This window comes from Streptomyces sp. NPDC006610, assembly GCF_040611575.1.
Lineage (GTDB): Bacteria > Actinomycetota > Actinomycetes > Streptomycetales > Streptomycetaceae > Streptomyces.
On the sequence record NZ_JBEXOP010000009.1, the window covers coordinates 62,216 to 78,290 of the forward strand.

The 16,075-nt window shown below is 71.5% G+C and carries 9 protein-coding genes; 3 read left to right on the plus strand and 6 right to left on the minus strand.

Features of this window, described 5'->3' with window-relative positions; all coding sequences use genetic code 11:
* Positions 1-238: 238 nt before the first annotated feature.
* Positions 239-2,119: a serine/threonine-protein kinase gene (locus tag ABZY13_RS09850; RefSeq protein WP_356628642.1), complete on the plus strand. Its 1,881-nt coding sequence runs from the start codon at positions 239-241 to the stop codon at positions 2,117-2,119.
* A gap of 141 nt (positions 2,120-2,260) precedes the next feature.
* A complete protein-coding gene (locus tag ABZY13_RS09855; RefSeq protein ID WP_356628644.1) occupies positions 2,261-3,061 on the plus strand; it encodes an FHA domain-containing protein in 801 nt (266 codons plus the stop codon).
* A gap of 121 nt (positions 3,062-3,182) precedes the next feature.
* On the opposite strand, the gene ABZY13_RS09860 is transcribed toward ABZY13_RS09855, so the two are convergent.
* From ABZY13_RS09860 to ABZY13_RS09880, 5 genes are all read right to left on the minus strand, one after another.
* Complete coding sequence (locus ABZY13_RS09860; protein WP_356628646.1) at positions 3,183-6,923, minus strand: chondroitinase-B domain-containing protein; 3,741 nt, start codon at positions 6,921-6,923, stop codon at positions 3,183-3,185.
* Between the two features lie 469 nt (positions 6,924-7,392).
* On the minus strand, positions 7,393-8,748 hold the full coding sequence (locus ABZY13_RS09865; protein ID WP_356628648.1) for a GH1 family beta-glucosidase: 1,356 nt from the start codon (positions 8,746-8,748) through the stop codon (positions 7,393-7,395).
* A gap of 65 nt (positions 8,749-8,813) precedes the next feature.
* Positions 8,814-9,653: a carbohydrate ABC transporter permease gene (locus ABZY13_RS09870; protein ID WP_356628828.1), complete on the minus strand. Its 840-nt coding sequence runs from the start codon at positions 9,651-9,653 to the stop codon at positions 8,814-8,816.
* 28 nt (positions 9,654-9,681) lie between these two features.
* The gene (locus tag ABZY13_RS09875; RefSeq protein ID WP_356628650.1) at positions 9,682-10,674 is read right to left on the minus strand and encodes a sugar ABC transporter permease; all 993 of its coding nucleotides are present in this window, start codon (positions 10,672-10,674) and stop codon (positions 9,682-9,684) included.
* 16 nt (positions 10,675-10,690) lie between these two features.
* Complete coding sequence (locus ABZY13_RS09880) at positions 10,691-12,007, minus strand: extracellular solute-binding protein (protein ID WP_356628652.1); 1,317 nt, start codon at positions 12,005-12,007, stop codon at positions 10,691-10,693.
* A gap of 195 nt (positions 12,008-12,202) precedes the next feature.
* On the opposite strand from ABZY13_RS09880, the gene ABZY13_RS09885 reads away from it, so the two are divergent.
* Entirely contained in the window at positions 12,203-13,525 is a 1,323-nt protein-coding gene (locus ABZY13_RS09885) for an ROK family protein (protein ID WP_356628654.1), read from the plus strand.
* Between the two features lie 6 nt (positions 13,526-13,531).
* On the opposite strand, the gene ABZY13_RS09890 is transcribed toward ABZY13_RS09885, so the two are convergent.
* Positions 13,532-15,976 (minus strand): glycoside hydrolase family 3 C-terminal domain-containing protein, encoded by a 2,445-nt coding sequence (locus ABZY13_RS09890; protein ID WP_356628656.1) that lies wholly within the window; start codon positions 15,974-15,976, stop codon positions 13,532-13,534.
* Between the last annotated feature and the right edge of the window lie 99 nt (positions 15,977-16,075).

Genomic DNA, 16,075 nt, shown 5'->3' on the forward strand with positions numbered 1-16,075 from the left:
ATCGGCGTTCGCGCAACAATGGAAACGCAGATTTGTTATCGCCGATACCGTTTCGGTGGCCGCCGCGCTCGCCGACACGGACGGCGGCCGGCGACGGGCCGGACCGGCGCCCGCATCCATGCGGGTATGGAGGCTCTGCGGAGACCGTGAGTAACACCTCCCTCACGCAGTAGATTCGTCCCAGGTGCGGGCCGCACGGCCGCGCGCCGTCCGGCCCGACGCGAGGGGGAGGAATACGGTGCGTCCCGGAGACGAACTGGCTGGCCGTTATGTCGTGAAAGAGGTCATCGGTGTGGGGCGGGGCGGCGAGGTGTGGCTCGCCCACGACACCGTGGTGGGGCAGGACGTCGCACTGAAACCCGAGCGGATCGAGGCAGACCGCGAGACCGCGCTGCGGCTGCTGGGCGAGGCGCGGGCACTGGCCAAGTTCCGCGGCCATCCCCATGTCGTGACGCTGTTCGACGTGGTGACCGAGGCGCCGGAGCAGAACGCCGCCACGACGTACTGGTTCGTCATGGAGCACGTGCCCGGCGGCGGCCTGGACGGGAAGCCGTCCGTGCCGCCCCGGCAGGCGGCCCGCATCGGCGCCCAGCTCGCCGACGCGCTGGCCACGCTGCACGCGGCCGGGGTCGTCCACTGCGACGTCAAGCCCGCCAACATCGGCCTCACCCGGCACGGCACCGCCAAGCTGCTGGACTTCGGCGCCGCATACCGCGTCGGCGGCGCCGAGACCATCACGGCCAACGGCCCGTACAGCTTCACCCCCGACTACGCCGCTCCCGAACTGGCCCGCGGGAACATCCCCCTGCCCGCCTCCGACGTGTTCTGCCTGGCCGCCACGCTCCACGCACTCGTCACCGGCGCCCCACCACGGGGAGACGCGGCGCGACGGGCCGGCGGAGAGGACAGCGCCCGACTGGCGTACTGGAAGGCGGAACAGGGTGTCGTGGAGATCGACGCCCATGCCGTGGGGCCCCTGTACCCCGTGCTCTCGGCCATGCTGCGGCGCGATCCACAAGAACGCCCCGAGGCCGCCGAGGCTCGGCGGCTCCTGGCGGCCGTCGCCGACGGCAAGGTCCGGCGCCCCCGCCGGTGGTTACCCATCGCGGCGCTCGGTGCGAGCGCCGCGGTGGCGGTCGCCCTGCTCGCCCTCTCCGGCGACCGGGACGACCGGGGCGACGACGCCGCGGGAGGGACCGGGAGCGGTTCCGCCCAGCGGCAGCTTCCCGGGGACTCCTTGCACGGCGCGGCGCGGTCCCTGATCGGCGATCCGCACACCGCGGACGTGTGCGCCCTGGCCGATCCCGCGGCCTTCGACCGGTTCGGCGACAGCCGCGTGGACGTGGACTACGGCAACTTCGACCGCTGTGACGTGCTCGTCCAGACCGACGACGAAAACCGCATCGACGTGTCGTTCCAGCTGCGCGACGGCTCGCCGCCGGAGTTGACGGTCCCCTCCCGGACCATCGGGGGCGTCGCCGTCCGGGAGGAACCCCCGGCCGAGGACGAGTGCGCCCTGCTGCTGTCCCACGGGAAGCCGGGCGAGGCGGGCGACGTCGTCCGGATCCGCGTCGACGTCGACGACGAGGGCACGGTGGACGGCGGCACGGCCACGTTGTGCGCGGTCGCCGAAGCCGCCGCCCGCAGCGCCGCCGAGGTGCTCAACCGGGGCCCGCTGCCACGCCGTACGCCCGCCTACCCCGCCGAGTCCCTGGCCTGGGCGGACGCCTGCGCGCTGCTCGACGCCAAGGCCCTGTCCGCCGTGCCGGGCATCAAAGCCGACGCGCCCGAGGCGGGCGTCGCCCACTGGAGCTGCGAGTGGTTCAGCGACGTCGACGACCTGGAGACGCGGATCGCCTTCTTCCGCGACCAGCCGAAGTCCGCGCGCGACGGCGACCCCGTCCGGCTCGGCGGCCACGACGCCGTCGTCGTGCCGAAGGGCGACGGCGACGGAACCTGCACGGTCTTCGTCGTCCACCGCGAGTACGGCGGCCACGACGCCGAGACGGCCGCCGAGATGCTGCGTCTGTACGTCGGCGGCAGGCGGCCCCTCGGCGACCTCTGCGACATGGCCACCGACCTCGCGGCCTCCGCCGCCGCGAACCTGCCCGCCCTCTGAGAATGGTGCCCAGCACGTTCGGGAGGGGTCCCGAACAGGTTGGCGCAAACTGGCGGGCACGTCCGGCGGAGCCGGTCGCCCCGAGGCCCCGCCGTGTCGAACCACAGGCGTCCTCCGCCCTCCGCACCGAGGAGACCCGCGATGTCCTTCTCCACCAGCCTCGCGCGCGGTGTCGCGCCCACCGCGCCCGGCACCCTGCACGCGCGCACGGTCACCGGCGACCTCTGCGTCCCGCCCAGCCCCGGACGGACCGTCCGCTTCGGGCGGGGCGAGCGCCCCGACGTGGACCTGGAGGTCGGTATCGACGATCTCCGGGTGAGCCGCCGGCACGGGGAGCTGACGTTCCGCCAGGGCCACTGGTGGCTGCGCAACACCGGGCTTCAGCTCGTGCGGCTGCCGCGCGGCCGGATGATGCACAGCGCCACCGAGCCCCTGCCCCTGAGCACCGGATACACCCCTCTGTTCGTCAAGGGCTCCGGCTACCGCGAGCACCTGGTCGAGCTGTACGTCGCCGACCACGACGACCAGGGCCCCGTCTCCCGCCGGCGGGCCGACACCCTGCGGCCGCAGACCTGGGCCCTCAACGACGACGAACGGCTGCTTCTGGTCGTGCTCGGCCAGCGGTACCTGCTCTACGAGGAGGATCCGCGGCCCCTGACGTACTCCATGGCCGCCCGGCAGCTCGCCCATCTGCGCCCGGACGGCAACTGGAACGAGCGCAGGATCGAGCACCGGATAGAGGCCGTACGACGCCGGCTGCACGGCACCGGCTTCCGCTACGCGCTGATGCACGACAGGTCCGGGGAGCGGCCCTCCGACAACAGCCTGCTGCACAACCTGCTCAAGGGCCTGGTCGAGTCGACGACCCTCGTCCCGCCGGACCTGGACCTGATGGACGACGTCCCCGGCGGCCCGGACGGCGCGCCCGGGGGACAGCCGTAGTCACGCGCTCGACGCGCAGCCGGCGCCGCCCGGGCCCGCCGGGAGCGCCGGACCGCAGTACCCCGCGCGACGGTCAGGACCGGTGACGGGGGTCGGCCCGTCACCGGTCCTTTCGCCTGTCCTACGCGGCCCCGGGGCCGACGTCCACCGCGGTGAGCGGGGCCCGTGCGACCGTGGACGCCGACCGCTCGTCGGCGCCGACGTCGACGCCGCCGGAGCGGGCCTGGCCGTCCATGTCGTCGGTCACGAAGACGTGGCCGCCGGTGCCGGAGTCGATCGCCGGGCTTCCCGCGCCGATCCGGTAGAGCGAACCGTCCAGGGCGAGCAGCGGGTCGACCGCCCTGACGGAGCCGGCGGGCACGGACACGCCGAGGGTCGCCGATCCGGTCGGCCAGGCCACGTTCCCGGAGTAGGTCATGTTCAGGGGCTTCCTGACTTCGTTGATCAGCTTGCCCCGGCTGCCGGTGACGACGTTGTCGGCGATGACGGAGTCGACCGGGGGAAGGCTGTAGTTGGCGCCGATCTCGATGTTCGACACGTTGTTCACGAAGGTGTTGTTCACGACGGTCGCCCGGTAGACGCGCCAGTGTGCGTTCAGCGCGCCCGAGGTGTCCACGTCGCCGCCGTCGATCTGCAGCGCGGCGTCGTGGCCGGTGCCGGTCAGGCCCTCGAAGTAGTTGTTGTAGACCTTGTGGTCCTGGCCGTAGAGACGGATCCCGCCGGTCTCCGCCTTGCCCTCGCCGAGGAAGAAGTTGCCGTGGAAGACGCCCCGGTTCCCGTGCCGCTGGGACAGGACGCCCTGGGAGGCGCGGAAGGTGTTGTAGCGGACGACGTTGTCGTTGCTCTTCACGGAGACGATCTCCGGGTCACCGTCGCAGTTCTCGAAGAGGTTCGACTCGACGACGGTGAATCCGCTCGACCGGGAGATTCCGCTCCAGCCGACCCGGATGGCCTCCATCTCGTTGTCCGCGCGGGGGCCGATGTCGCGGAAGTGGTTGTGGTCGATGCGGTCGTGCTGTGACTGCTGGGTCTCGGATCCGTCGATGGTGATGAAGTTCCCGAGCTGGTGCTTCTCCTCGAACAGGTTGTGATCGATCCGGTTGTGGTGGCTGCCCGCACCCTGGATGATCACCCACTTCAGTGAGGACTCCTCGGTCAGCCGGAAGTGGTTGCGGGTCAGCCGCACATGGTTCGACCTGGTGATCTTCAGGGTGTCGCTGTTCGTGAACTTCAGGCCCTGGAAGGTGACGTAGGAGGAGTCCGCGACTTCCAGCTGCCCGTCGCCGATCACCGCCCTGCCGCGGTTCTCGGCGACCACGGTGATGGGTGCGGCGGCCGTTCCGTTCTTGCCGGTCATGCCGCCGATCGCGTACGTGCCGTCCGCGAGGACGATGCGGTCACCGGCCCGCGCGTCCCCGAACGCGCTCTCCAACGCGTCCGAGTCCGCCACACGGACCGTGCGGACAGGGGTCGGCTCCCCGTCGTCCCCGCCGCCGTCGTCTCCGCCGCCGTCGTCTCCGCCGCTGCTGTCGGCTCCGTAGATGTCCGTCTCGGTGATGCTGGTCCAGTCGTTGGTCGTGTTTCCGTGGCCGACGATCCGCACGTAGCGGGCCGGGGCGTCGGCGAAGTCGTACTTCTCCTGCTGAAGTGTGGCGCCGCTGCTGGTGGTTCGTGCCAGGACGGTCCTCCACGAGGCCCCGTCCTCGGACAGCTGGACGTCGAACGTGTTCGTTCTGCCGACTCCCTGGTGCCAGGCGACCGACGCCGACCCGACGGTCCGCGTCGAGCCCAGGTCATAGCGGATCCACGCCCCGTCGCCCTCGGACGACCAGCGGGTACTCAGGTCGTTGTCCAGGGTGTTGGCGGGGACGTTGCCGTCATCGGGACTCGCCGAGACGCCGACCACCCGGACCGGCAGGTCCTCGCCGGGATCGCCGGGATCGCCGCCGGCGGGCTCGATGTCGTACGTCCGGACCCAGTCGACCTCGAGCACGGCCGGGCGCAGCCCGCTGTCGCCGGTGAAGTTGTCGAGCTGGATGTTCAGATGCCCCGAGGGCATCGTCTGGATGTCCCCCCGGTCGGCGTCCGCGCCGCCCGACTCCCGGAACCACTCGACGCCGTCGACGTAGCCCACCAATGCGTCCGGCGTCCACTCGAAAGCGAAGTTGTGCCACTGCGTCATGTCCACCGGGCAGTGGTCGTTGCGTTCCTTCTTGTCCGTCGGGCTCTTCGGATAGTGCAGGAAAGCGGTGAGGCACTGGGCTTCGGGGTCGGACGTCTCGACCCAGTCGTACTCCCCGTTCTCGAGCCGGTTGCCCGCGGTGGGCCAGATCAGGTGCAGCACGTGGTAGAGCCCGCCGGCCGAGCCGGTGTTCCGTGAGCGCGAACGGATCTCCCACCGGCCGTACTGGGCGTCACGCCGCTGCCGCAGCCAGCCCGTGTCGCCGTTCGCCTCGCCGCGCATGGTGAGCATGCCGTTGGCGACGGTGCTGTTCTCGGCGCAGCGGCGGCCGTTCCCGGCGTGTCCTTCCCAGCATCCTTGCGTGCCGCCGACCTCGCCCGTCGGCACGGCCCATTTGGCGGGGTCGACCGCGCCGGTGTAGTCGAACTCGTCGGAGACCGGCAGCGGGGCGCCCCAGCCGTACCGCTCGGCGGCCTCGGTCGAGTCCCCGGAACCTCCGCCCGCGCCGTCGCCGTGTGTGACGTCGAGGCCGTAGATCTTGACCTCGCCGTAGTTGTCCGCGCTGCACGGATCCGCGTTGCCGCAGTTGGCCTGCGTGTACGCGCCGGCCTTGAAGTAGGCGCCGGAGTAGTCCCTCGACAGCGTGGTCTGCAACGCGCCGTTGTAGTAGACCCTCGTCTCGCCGTCCCTGACCTCGAACTTCGCCTGGAACCTCGTGCCCAGCCGGTAGGTGTCCGTCACCAGATGGTGATGCGACGTGTCGCCGTCGGTGATGTAGAGCCTGCTGCCTTCGAGGCGGAAGACGGTGACGTCGTCGGAGGCGTCGTGGATCTGCCCGGCGACGACGTACGGCCTCTCCTCGGGAACGGCCGTGATGGCCTGGTCGATCACCATGGTGTGGGTGCCGGACGTGGACGACCAACTTGCCTTGGCCGTACCGGAGTCCGTCATCTCCCGCAGCTCCGAGCGAGGGTAGCTGGAGCCGCTGGTGGTGACCCCGTTGACCGGTGCCCGGAACCGGACGGCCGAGCAGTCGTCGGCCGTGACGAACCACGGGTCGTGCCGGTACGTGGCGAGTTGCGGCTGGTAGACGTTGGTGGGGGACTCCTCGTCGCCCACCGGCAGCCCGATGTACCAGTTCGTCAGGTCCAGCACGTCCGCCGGGTACGCGCAGGAGCCGCCACCGTCGCCTCCGCCTCCGTCGGCTCCGTGGATGTCCGTCTCGGTGATGCTGGTCCAGTCGTTGGTCGTGTTCCCGTGGCCGACGATCCGCAGGTAGCGGGCCGGGGCGTCGGCGAAGTCGTGGCTCTGCTGCTCAAGAGTGCTGCCACCGCCGGCTTTCCGGTTCACGACGGTGGTCCACGACGATCCGTCCGCGGACAGTTGGACGTCGAAGGTGCTCTGCCTGCGGTCGCCCTGGTGCCAGGCGACCGACACCGACCCGACGGTCTGCACCGAGCCGAGGTCGTAGCGGATGGACACCCCGTCGCCCTCGGCGGACCAGCGGGTACTCAGGTCGTCGTCGAGGGTGTTGGCGGCGACGTTGCCGTCATCGGCGCTCGCCGTGACGCTCTTGACCTCCAGCGGAGGGGTGGCGGCGGCCGACGCGGCCGGGTGGAACCCACCCGGGACTCCGACGGCGACCGCACCCACTAGCAGCGCATGAATCATGCGTCTCATTGGGCCTCGCTTCCCTTGACAGCCCCGGTCGACCGAGACGGCCGTTTCGGGGCCGGACGGTTGTGGTCGATAACCGTGAAGGGGCGCACCCGAGGTGATGCCCCACATGCGGGGGCACGGTGTCAGAGGCATGACGGGACCCGTCCCGCGTCCTGTGGGACCGGGCCGAGGACCGCGTTCGGGCGACGAACGGGCCATGCGTTCACGCGAGGCGACACTCGGGCTCCCACCTGCCCGGCCATGGCCACCGACGACAAGACGGTCCGCCGACGTCGTCGGCGGACCGTCTCGAAAGACCGAGGCTGGAGCGGGACCCGAGTGACACTCGACCGGAGAACTCACACGGCGGGGGCGATCCGGGCGTGACGGCCCCAAGCCGCGCACAGCCCATGCCCGCTTCGCCCACGGCCCGCCGCGCTCCTGGCGGCGTACCCGTTCCCGCGGGCGGGAGCATCCTCCGGGGCGCGGGTCAGCCCTGGAGCCGGCGGTGGGCGCGGATGATGTCGGCGTAGCGGTGGCCGCTGGACTTGACGGTGCGGGCCTGCGTCGCGTAGTCGACGTGGACGAGGCCGAAGCGCTTGTCGTAGCCGTAGGCCCATTCGAAGTTGTCGAGAAGGGACCAGGCGTAGTAGCCGGCGAGGGGGGCGCCCTTGCGGACGGCGCGGGCGCAGGCGCTCACGTGCTGTTCCAGGTAGCGGGCCCGGTCGGGGTCGTCGACGGTGCCGTCGGGTGCGACGGTGTCGGGGAAGGCGGAGCCGTTCTCGGTGACGTACAGCTTGCGGACGCCGTAGTCGTCGGTCAGCCGCATCAGGAACGCCTCCAGGCCGTCGGCGTCGATCTGCCAGTCCATGCCGGTGCGGGGCACGCCGGGCAGGCGGATCTCGCGGGCGTACGGGACGGGGCCGGCCGGGTCGTCGGCGACCGTGACCGGGAAGTAGTAGTTGAGGCCGTGCCAGTCGAGCGGGACGGCGATCGTCTCCAGGTCGCCCGGGCGTTCCGGCAGTTCGACGCCGTAGAGCTCGCGCATGTCGGCGGGGAAGCCCCGGCCGTAGACGGGGTCGAGCCACCAGCGGTTGGTGTGGCCGTCCATGCGGGTGGCCGCGGCGATGTCCTCGGGCCGGGTGGAGGCGGCCTCCACGGTCGAGTGGTTGGTCACGAGCCCGACCTGGGCGCCCGGCACAGCCGCGCGGATCGCCTGCGCGGCCAGTCCGTGGCCGAGGAGCAGGTGGTACGAGGCGTGCACGGCGGCGGTCAGGTCGGTGAGGCCGGGGGCCATCCGGCCTTCGAGGTGACCGATCCATCCGGAGCACAGCGGCTCGTTGAGGGTGGCCCAGCGGGTGACCCGGTCGCCGAGCCGCCCGGCGACCGCGGAGGCGTAGGCGGCGAGGTGCTCGGCGGTCTCGCGGCTGGTCCAGCCGCCCCGGTCCTGGAGCGCCTGGGGAAGGTCCCAGTGGTAGAGGGTGATGTTGGGCGTGATGCCGGCGTCGAGGAGGCCGTCGACGAGGCGGTCGTAGAAGTCGAGGCCGGCCGCGTTGACGGGGCCGTCGCCGCCGGGGACGACGCGGGGCCAGGCGATGGACATCCGGTAGGCGCCGGCGCCCAGCTCCTTCATGAGGGCGATGTCCTCGGGCCAGCGGTGGTAGTGGTCGCAGGCCACGTCGCCGTGGTCGTCGTTGTCGATCTTCCCCGGGGTGTGGGAGAAGGTGTCCCAGATCGACGGGGCCCGGCCGTCCTCGGCGACGGCGCCCTCGATCTGGTAGGCGGATGTGGCCGTGCCCCACACGAAGTCGGGGGGGAAGGCGGCGAGGTCTATCGCTTCGGACACGGAGGGTGCCTCTCTGGGGTGACTGGGATGATCGGAGGGTCGGTGGGCGCAGGGAGCGCGGGCCGCTACTTGACGGCGCCGGCGGTCAGCCCGGTGACGAGGTAGCGCTGGAGGAGCAGGAAGCCGGCGACGACCGGAAGGCTTACGACCAGGGACGCGGCCATGATCTGATTCCAGTACACGTCGTTCTGGGTGGAGTAGCCCTGGAGGCCGACGGCGAGGGTGCGGGTGGTGTCGTTGGTCATCACGGAGGCGAAGAGGACCTCGCCCCATGCGGTCATGAACGCGTAGACGGCGACGGCGACGATGCCCGGGACCGCGGCGGGCACGATGACCCGGAAGAGGGCCCCGAGCGGTCCGCACCCGTCCACCTTGGCCGCCTCGTCGAGGTCTCTGGGGACCGAGTCGAAGTACCCGATCAGCATCCAGATGGAGAAGGGCAGCGAGAAGGTGAGATAGGTGAGGATCAGGCCGCCGCGGGAGCCGAAGAGGGCGATGCCGGTGACGTTGCCGATGTTGACGTAGATGAGGAACAGCGGCAGCAGGAAGAGGATGCCGGGGAACATCTGCGTCGAGAGCACCGTGACCGTGAAGACCCGCTTGCCGCGGAAGGTGTAGCGGCTGACCGCGTAGGCCGCGAACACGGCGATGGTGACGGAGCAGACGGTCGCCGCGCCGGCCACGATCAGCGAGTTCACGAAGTAGTCGGCCAGCGGGACGGTTTCCCAGATGTCGAAGTACGGGCGGACGGTGAGGCCCGTGGGGAACCACTGGAACTTGCCGGACACGTCCTCCAGCGGCTTGAGCGAGCTGGAGATCATCACGTACACCGGCAGCAGGACGAAGCCGGCGAGGAGCGTCAGGAAGATCCGCCGGCTCCACAGGAAGGACTGCGGGGCGGCCATGGGGGAGCGGGCCTGACGCCGGGACTGGCTAGGCATCGGAGGCCTTCCTTCCTCGGGACGTGAGCAGGAGGTAGACGCCTGTCACCACGAGCAGGAACAGCAGCAGCAGGACCGACATGGCGGAGCCGGCGCCGAAGTTCCAGGTCTGGAACGAGGACTGGTAGATGTGCAGGGAGATGAGGTCCGCGGCCTCGGGCGCCGCCTCGCCGAAGAGGACGAAGGGGGTGTTGAAGTCGTTGAACGTCCACAGGAACAGCACGAGGACGAGGACCTGGTTGACCGGACGCAGCGACGGCAGCGTGATGCGGCGGACCTGCTGCCAGACGCCGGCTCCGTCGAGGGCGGCGGCCTCGTAGATCTCCCGGGGGATGTTCTGCAGTCCGGCCATGATGATGAGGAAGGCGAAGGGCCAGCCCTTCCACACCGACACGACGAGCAGGGCGACGAAGCTGTTGTCGCCGATCAGCCAGAACGGCGGGCTGTCGGTGAGGCCGAGCTGGTCGTGCACGACGTGGTTGATCAGGCCGTTGTCCCGCTGGAACATGAACGCCCAGGTGATGACGGCGGCGTAGACGGGCAGCGCGTACGGGACGAGGAAGAGCGTGCGCAGGAAGCCGCGGCCGCGGAAGCTCTCCTGCATGAAGATGGCGGCGGCCGCCCCGAGCAGCCAGCACAGGCCGACCGACAGGACGGTGAACAGGCAGGTGGTGACGAAGGAGTTGAGCAGCGCCTCGCCCACGGGGGCGTCGAAGTCGACCGCGAGGGAGTAGTTGTCGAAGCCGGCCCAGGGCGCGGTGGTCCAGTCGCGGATGTAGAACTGGGTCAGCTCCTTGAAGCTGACGGCGATGCCGATCACCATCGGCACGAGGTGGACCAGCAGTTCGAGCAGGAGCGCGGGCAGGAGCAGGAGGTACGGCAGGCTGATGCGCCGCAGCCGCCCGGAGCGGCGCTTGCGCGGCGCTCCGGGGGAACTCTTGCGTGCCTTCCGCTCGCCTGTGTCAGGGGCAGCGGTGAGAGTCATCGTGGTGGTCCGCCACTCAGTTCTTGGGCATCTGCTGCTGGGCCTTCTCGAGCTTGGCCCGCACCGACTCGGTGGTCACCGGCCGTCCCGCGGCGGCGTCGGCGAACAGCTCCTTGACCGCGGTGCCGACGACGGTCTCGAACTGGGACTCCTCGGGCACCTGCGGGAGCGCGGTGGCGCTGCTCGCCAGGGTCTCGCGCAGCACGGCGAGCGCGGGGGTGTTGAAGGCCGGGTCCTCCTGCGCGGCCTTGACCGGCGGGATGGAGCCGTAGGCCTTGTTGAGGACGACCTGCTCTTCCTCGCTGGTCATGAAGTTGACGAACTTCTTGGCGCCGTCGATGTTCTTGGTGTTCTTGAAGACGGCCAGGTTGATGCCGGCGACCATGGAGTTGGTGGCCTCGCCCGGGCCGGGCTCGCCGGACAGCACGGGGGCGGGCGCCACTCCCCACTCGTCGTCGTTCATGCCCTGGGTCTTGAAGGTGGCGGACGCGGTCTGCCACAGCACCATGCCCGTCTTGTCCTTCGCGAAGTCGCTCAGGGACTGGTTCTGGGCGTACTCGGCGTTGCCCGGGGCGACGATCTTGTCCTTGGCCATCAGGTCGACGTAGTGCTTGACCGCGGCCACCGCGCCGGCGGAGGTGAAGTCCGGCTTGCCGTCGGCGGTGAAGAAGTCGGCGCCGTGCTGCTTGCCGAGGACGAACACCTGGTGGATGTTGTTCGACAGGTTGGAGCCCTCGGCGCCCAGACCGTTGTAACCCTTCGCGGTGAGCTTCTTGCCGGCCGCGACCAGCTCGGCCCAGGTGGCCGGCGGCTTCTCTATCCCGGCCTCGGCGAACAGCTTCTTGTTGTAGTAGAGCGCGTAGGCCATGGAGTACAGCGGCACGGCGGCGGGGTCCTGGCCCTGGGCGCCGGTGGAGCCGAGCGCGGACTCCACGAAGCGGTCCCGGCCGCCGATCGCCTTGAAGTTCTCGGCGTCCCAGGGCAGCAGGGCGCCGGTGGCCTGGAGGGAGGCGGACCAGGTGTTGCCGATGTTGAGGACGTCGGGGCCCTGGCCGGAGGTGGTGGCGGTGAGGATCCGGTTGAGCAGGTCGGACCAGGGCACGACCTCCAGCTTCACCTTGATGCCGGTCTGCTTCTCGAACTTGTCGAGTTCCGGCTGGAGGACCTTCTTGTCGACCTCCAGGTTGGCGCCCTGGTTCGAAGCCCAGTAGGTGAGCGTCTTCGGCTGGTCGTTGGAGCCCTCCGAGCCGGAGGAGCCCCCACCGCAGGCGGCCGCGGTGAGAACGAGGGAGAGGGTGACGACGCCGACGGCTGCGGCTCTGATTCTGCGCATGTCTTCAGGGGCCCTTCCGGGAGGGTTGACGGATTTCGTCTGCGGGGAGGGTGCGACACGAGTGACGTCCCGCGTTCGAGCCCTGAAGCACCCCGCCGCTTAATTCACGGTGTGAGTTAAACCTCAAGTGAAGGTCGCGTCAAGGCCCCGGCCCCATGTAAGTTGCGTGCAGGACATTGAGGACGAGGGGGCAGGGTGAAGATGCGCAGCGGCCGGACGGTGCGTGACCTGCGGCGCGAGAATCGCACTGCGGTGTTGCAACGGTTGTATTTCGACGGGCCCCTCAGCCGCTTCTCGCTCGGCCCGGTCACCGGGCTCAGCTCGGGCTCGGTGAGCAACGTGGTGTCCGAGCTGGTCGCCGAGGGCCTGGTGGAGGAGGCCGGCAGCGTGGACTCGGCCGGGGGCCGGCCCCGGACGCTCCTGCGCATCAGCGCGCACAGCGGCTACATGATCGGCGTGGACGTCGGCGAGACGCGGGTGCGGATCGAGCTGTTCGACCTGGCTCTGACCGAGCTCGCCCGCGTGGAGCGGCCGTTGGCCACCGACGCGGTGCGGCGCGTCGACCGCTACGACGTCGGTGTCGTGGTCGGTCACCTTCGCGAAGGCATCCCCGAGGTCCTGGACCGGGCCGGCATCCCGGCGGAGCGGCTGCTGGGCGTCGGCATCGGAGTGCCGGGCATCGTCGCCCGGAGCGCGCAGGACGGCGCCGTCGTGCACGGCCAGACCATCGGCTGGGACGCCGTCCCGCTGGAACGCCTGCTGCGCGAGTCCCGGCTGCTGCCCGAGGCCGTGCCGTACTACATCGACAACGGCGCCAAGACGCTCGGTCAGGCCGAGATGTGGTTCGGCGCCGGGCGCGGGGCGCAGAACGCGGTGGTGGTCCTCTTCGGCTCCGGCGTCGGCGCCTGCGTCGTCACCGACGACATGCGGTCCGGCCGGGCCCTGGAGTGGGGACATCTGACCGTACGGGTGCGGGGCCGGAACTGCCGCTGCGGCGCGACGGGCTGCCTGGAGGCGTACGCCGGCGCGGAGGCGCTGCTGGAACGGTGGGCGGAGGCGGGCGGGCGGCCACCGGCGGGCGCGGACGAGGAGACCGCGCTGACCGCGATGCTCGCCGCCGCGTACCCCGTCCCCGACGCCGAGGGCGCCACGGCGCCTGCCGACGCGACCGCCCTGGCCGTCCTGGAGGAGACCGCCGAGTTCCTCGGTGCGGGCTTCTCCGACCTGATCAACCTGTTCCAGCCCGAACGCATCCTCGTCGGCGGCTGGGCCGGGCTCCAGCTCGGCCGGCGCTTCCTCGACACCGTGCGGACGTACACCGCGTCGTACTCGCTGAAGTACCCCGGCGGGCGCGTCAGCATCGACCTGGGCACCCTCGGACCGGACGCCGTCACCGTCGGAGCCGCGATCCTGCCGCTCGCCGACTTCTTCGCCCGCGGTGGCCGCCGCGCCGAGTCGGCCCCGGAGCAGCAGGGCCCCGTGTGGCAGACGAGCCTGCGCGAACGGGCGGCGCAGTGAAGGGCCTCAGCCGCTGAACGCCCGCCGCTCGACCGTCAGGTCACCCTCCCAGCGCAGGTCCCCCGCCGACCTGCCCACCATGAGCCGGTACGGACCGGGCTCGGTGGACCAGGCGCGCTCCTCCGGCGACCAGTGACGCAGGGCGCGGGGCGCCACCTCCACCTCGGCGGTCACCGTCCGGCCCGGCTCCGCGCGGACCGCCGCGTATCCGGCGAACCAGCGTACGGGCCGCTCCACGGCCGACTCCGGCCGCGCGGCGTAGACCTGGACGACCTCCCGTCCGGCGCGGGCCCCCGTGTTGCGCAGGTGCACCCGCACGGTGAACGCCTCGCCCGCCGTGACCTTCGCCGGCGCCTCGACGGCCTCGTACTCCCAGCTGGTGTAGCCGAGCCCGTGGCCGAACCAGAAGGCGGGCGCTCGGCCGGCCCGCAGCCAGGCCCGGTGGCCGATGTGCAGACCCTCGGCGTAGTCGAGACGGCCCTGTGCGGGTCGCGTGCGCGTCACCGGCGTGTCCCTGAGAGACGCGCCCCAGGTCGTGGGGAGCCGCCCGCCGGGCTCTTCGAGGCCGAACAGTACGTCGGCGAGCCCCGCGCCGGCCTCCTGCCCGGGGAACCACGCGAGCAGCAGCGCGCCCACGTCCTGGCGCCACGGCATCTCGACCGGACCGCCGCTGTTGACGACGACGACCGTGCGCGGGTTGACCGCGGCCACGGCCCGCACGAGATCGTCCTGGTGCCCGCCGAGGGACAGGTGGCCTCGGTCGTACCCCTCGGTCTCGTCGTCTTCGGTGGTGCCGACGACCACGATCGCGGCGTCCGCCTGCCCGGCCGCCTCCACCGCGGCGGCCCTCGTGCGCTCGGCGTCGGGCTGCGGCGGCGTCGCGGTGACCACGGTGGCGCGACCGCTGCCGGGGACCAGTTCGCGCCGCGCCGTCACGAGCACGGGCCGCTTCGACGTCAGCTCCGTCGAGGCCTGCTGAACGGGCGGGTTGACGTGGACGACCGCCGGGTCGTCCGTCCCGCGGGGGAACACGCCGTCCAGGACGGTGTGTCCGTCGACGGTGAGCGTCATCCGGCCGAAGCCGCCGACGCCGAACGTCCACGTTCCCTGCTGCCGCGGTCGCAGCAGCGCGCTGATCTCCACCGTGCGGGCGCCCGGCGGCAGGTCCGGCTCCAGCTGCCGGCCCGAGAGGCGGTGCTCGGCGTGCAGTTCACGCCCCGTCCCGTCCAGGACGCGCAGCAGCACGCCGGGGGCGCCCGAGCGCGGGTCGCTGCACTCGTCGGCGCCGAGCGGCGCCGCGCCGCCGCCCGGGAGCGGGCCGGGGACGTGCACCACCCGGGCCCGGCCGCGCAGCCGCGTCCGGATGCCGGCCAGTGGGGTCACCACGTCCGAGGGAAAGACGCCGGCGCTGCCGCCGCCCTGGGTGCGGGGTGACGCGGCGTGCGCGCCGATGACCGCGACGTTGGACAGCTCCGCCGGATCGAGCGGCAGCACCCCCCGGTTGGCCAGCAGGACGGAACCGGCCGCGACCGCCCGGCGCAACAGCGCCCTGCCCTGCTGCGGACGCCGCACCGGTGCGCGGTGCCGGAGGTACGGGGTGAAGGCGCCCACCCGGCCGGCGAGCCGCAGCAGCCGTCCGACCTTCTCGTCGACGGCGTCCTGCGCCACCCGTCCGTCCTTCACGGCCTGGACCAGCTCCGCGCCCCAAGGGCTCTGCGGGCCGGGCATCGCCAGGTCGAGGGCGGCGCGGGCCGGCTCCTCGGCCGACCGCACGGCGCCCCAGTCGGACACCACGACCCCGTCGAACCCCCATTCCTCCTTGAGGGGGTCCGCCAGGAGGGGGTGGGCCGTCATCGTCGCGCCGTTGACGGAGTTGTAGCCCGCCATCACGAGCCACACGCCCGCCTCGACGGCCGCCTCGAAGGGCGCCAGGTACACCTCGCGCAGGGCCCGCTCGGACACGCGCACGTCGACGGTCAGCCGGTCGGTCTCGGAGTCGTTGGCGACGTAGTGCTTGGCCGTGGCGGCCACGCCATGGGCCTGGATGCCGCGGATCAGCGCGGCGCCGGTACGGCCCGTCAGCTCGGGGTCCTCGGAGAAGCACTCGAAGTGCCGGCCCCCGAGCGGGGTCCGGTGGAGGTTGAGCGTCGGGGCCAGCACCACGTCGACGCCCTTGCGGACGGCCTCCGCGGCCAGCAGCCCGCCGAGTTCCTCCACCAGTTCCTCGTCCCACAGGGCCCCCAGGGCCGACGCGGAGGGCAGCAGCGCGGAGGGGCATCGTTCGTCCCACGCCTCGCCCCGGACGCCGGCCGGACCGTCCGACATCGCCATCTCCCGCAGTCCGATGCCGGGTTCCCCCGCCGTGCGCCAGGTCGTCGCGCCGGTGAGCAGACGTACCTTCTGTTCAAGGGTCAGCTTGCCGATGTGCCGGTCGAGCGTGCTGTCGTCCACGTCCCGCCCTTCTCTCACAGTTGGCCGGTCATGGCCCTCGCCGGATGCCGCAGGCTGCCGGACAGGGCGGAGGGCCCGGCCGCCCTCGCGTGAGCGGGA

Coding starts and splice junctions, on each gene's coding strand:
- ABZY13_RS09855 (WP_356628644.1), top strand. CDS start 2,261: ATGTCCTTCTCCACCAGCCTCGCGCGCGGTGTCGCGCCCACCGCGCCC.
- ABZY13_RS09860 (WP_356628646.1), bottom strand. CDS start 6,923: ATGAGACGCATGATTCATGCGCTGCTAGTGGGTGCGGTCGCCGTCGGA.
- ABZY13_RS09870 (WP_356628828.1), bottom strand. CDS start 9,653: ATGGCCGCCCCGCAGTCCTTCCTGTGGAGCCGGCGGATCTTCCTGACG.
- ABZY13_RS09875 (WP_356628650.1), bottom strand. CDS start 10,674: ATGACTCTCACCGCTGCCCCTGACACAGGCGAGCGGAAGGCACGCAAG.
- ABZY13_RS09880 (WP_356628652.1), bottom strand. CDS start 12,007: ATGCGCAGAATCAGAGCCGCAGCCGTCGGCGTCGTCACCCTCTCCCTC.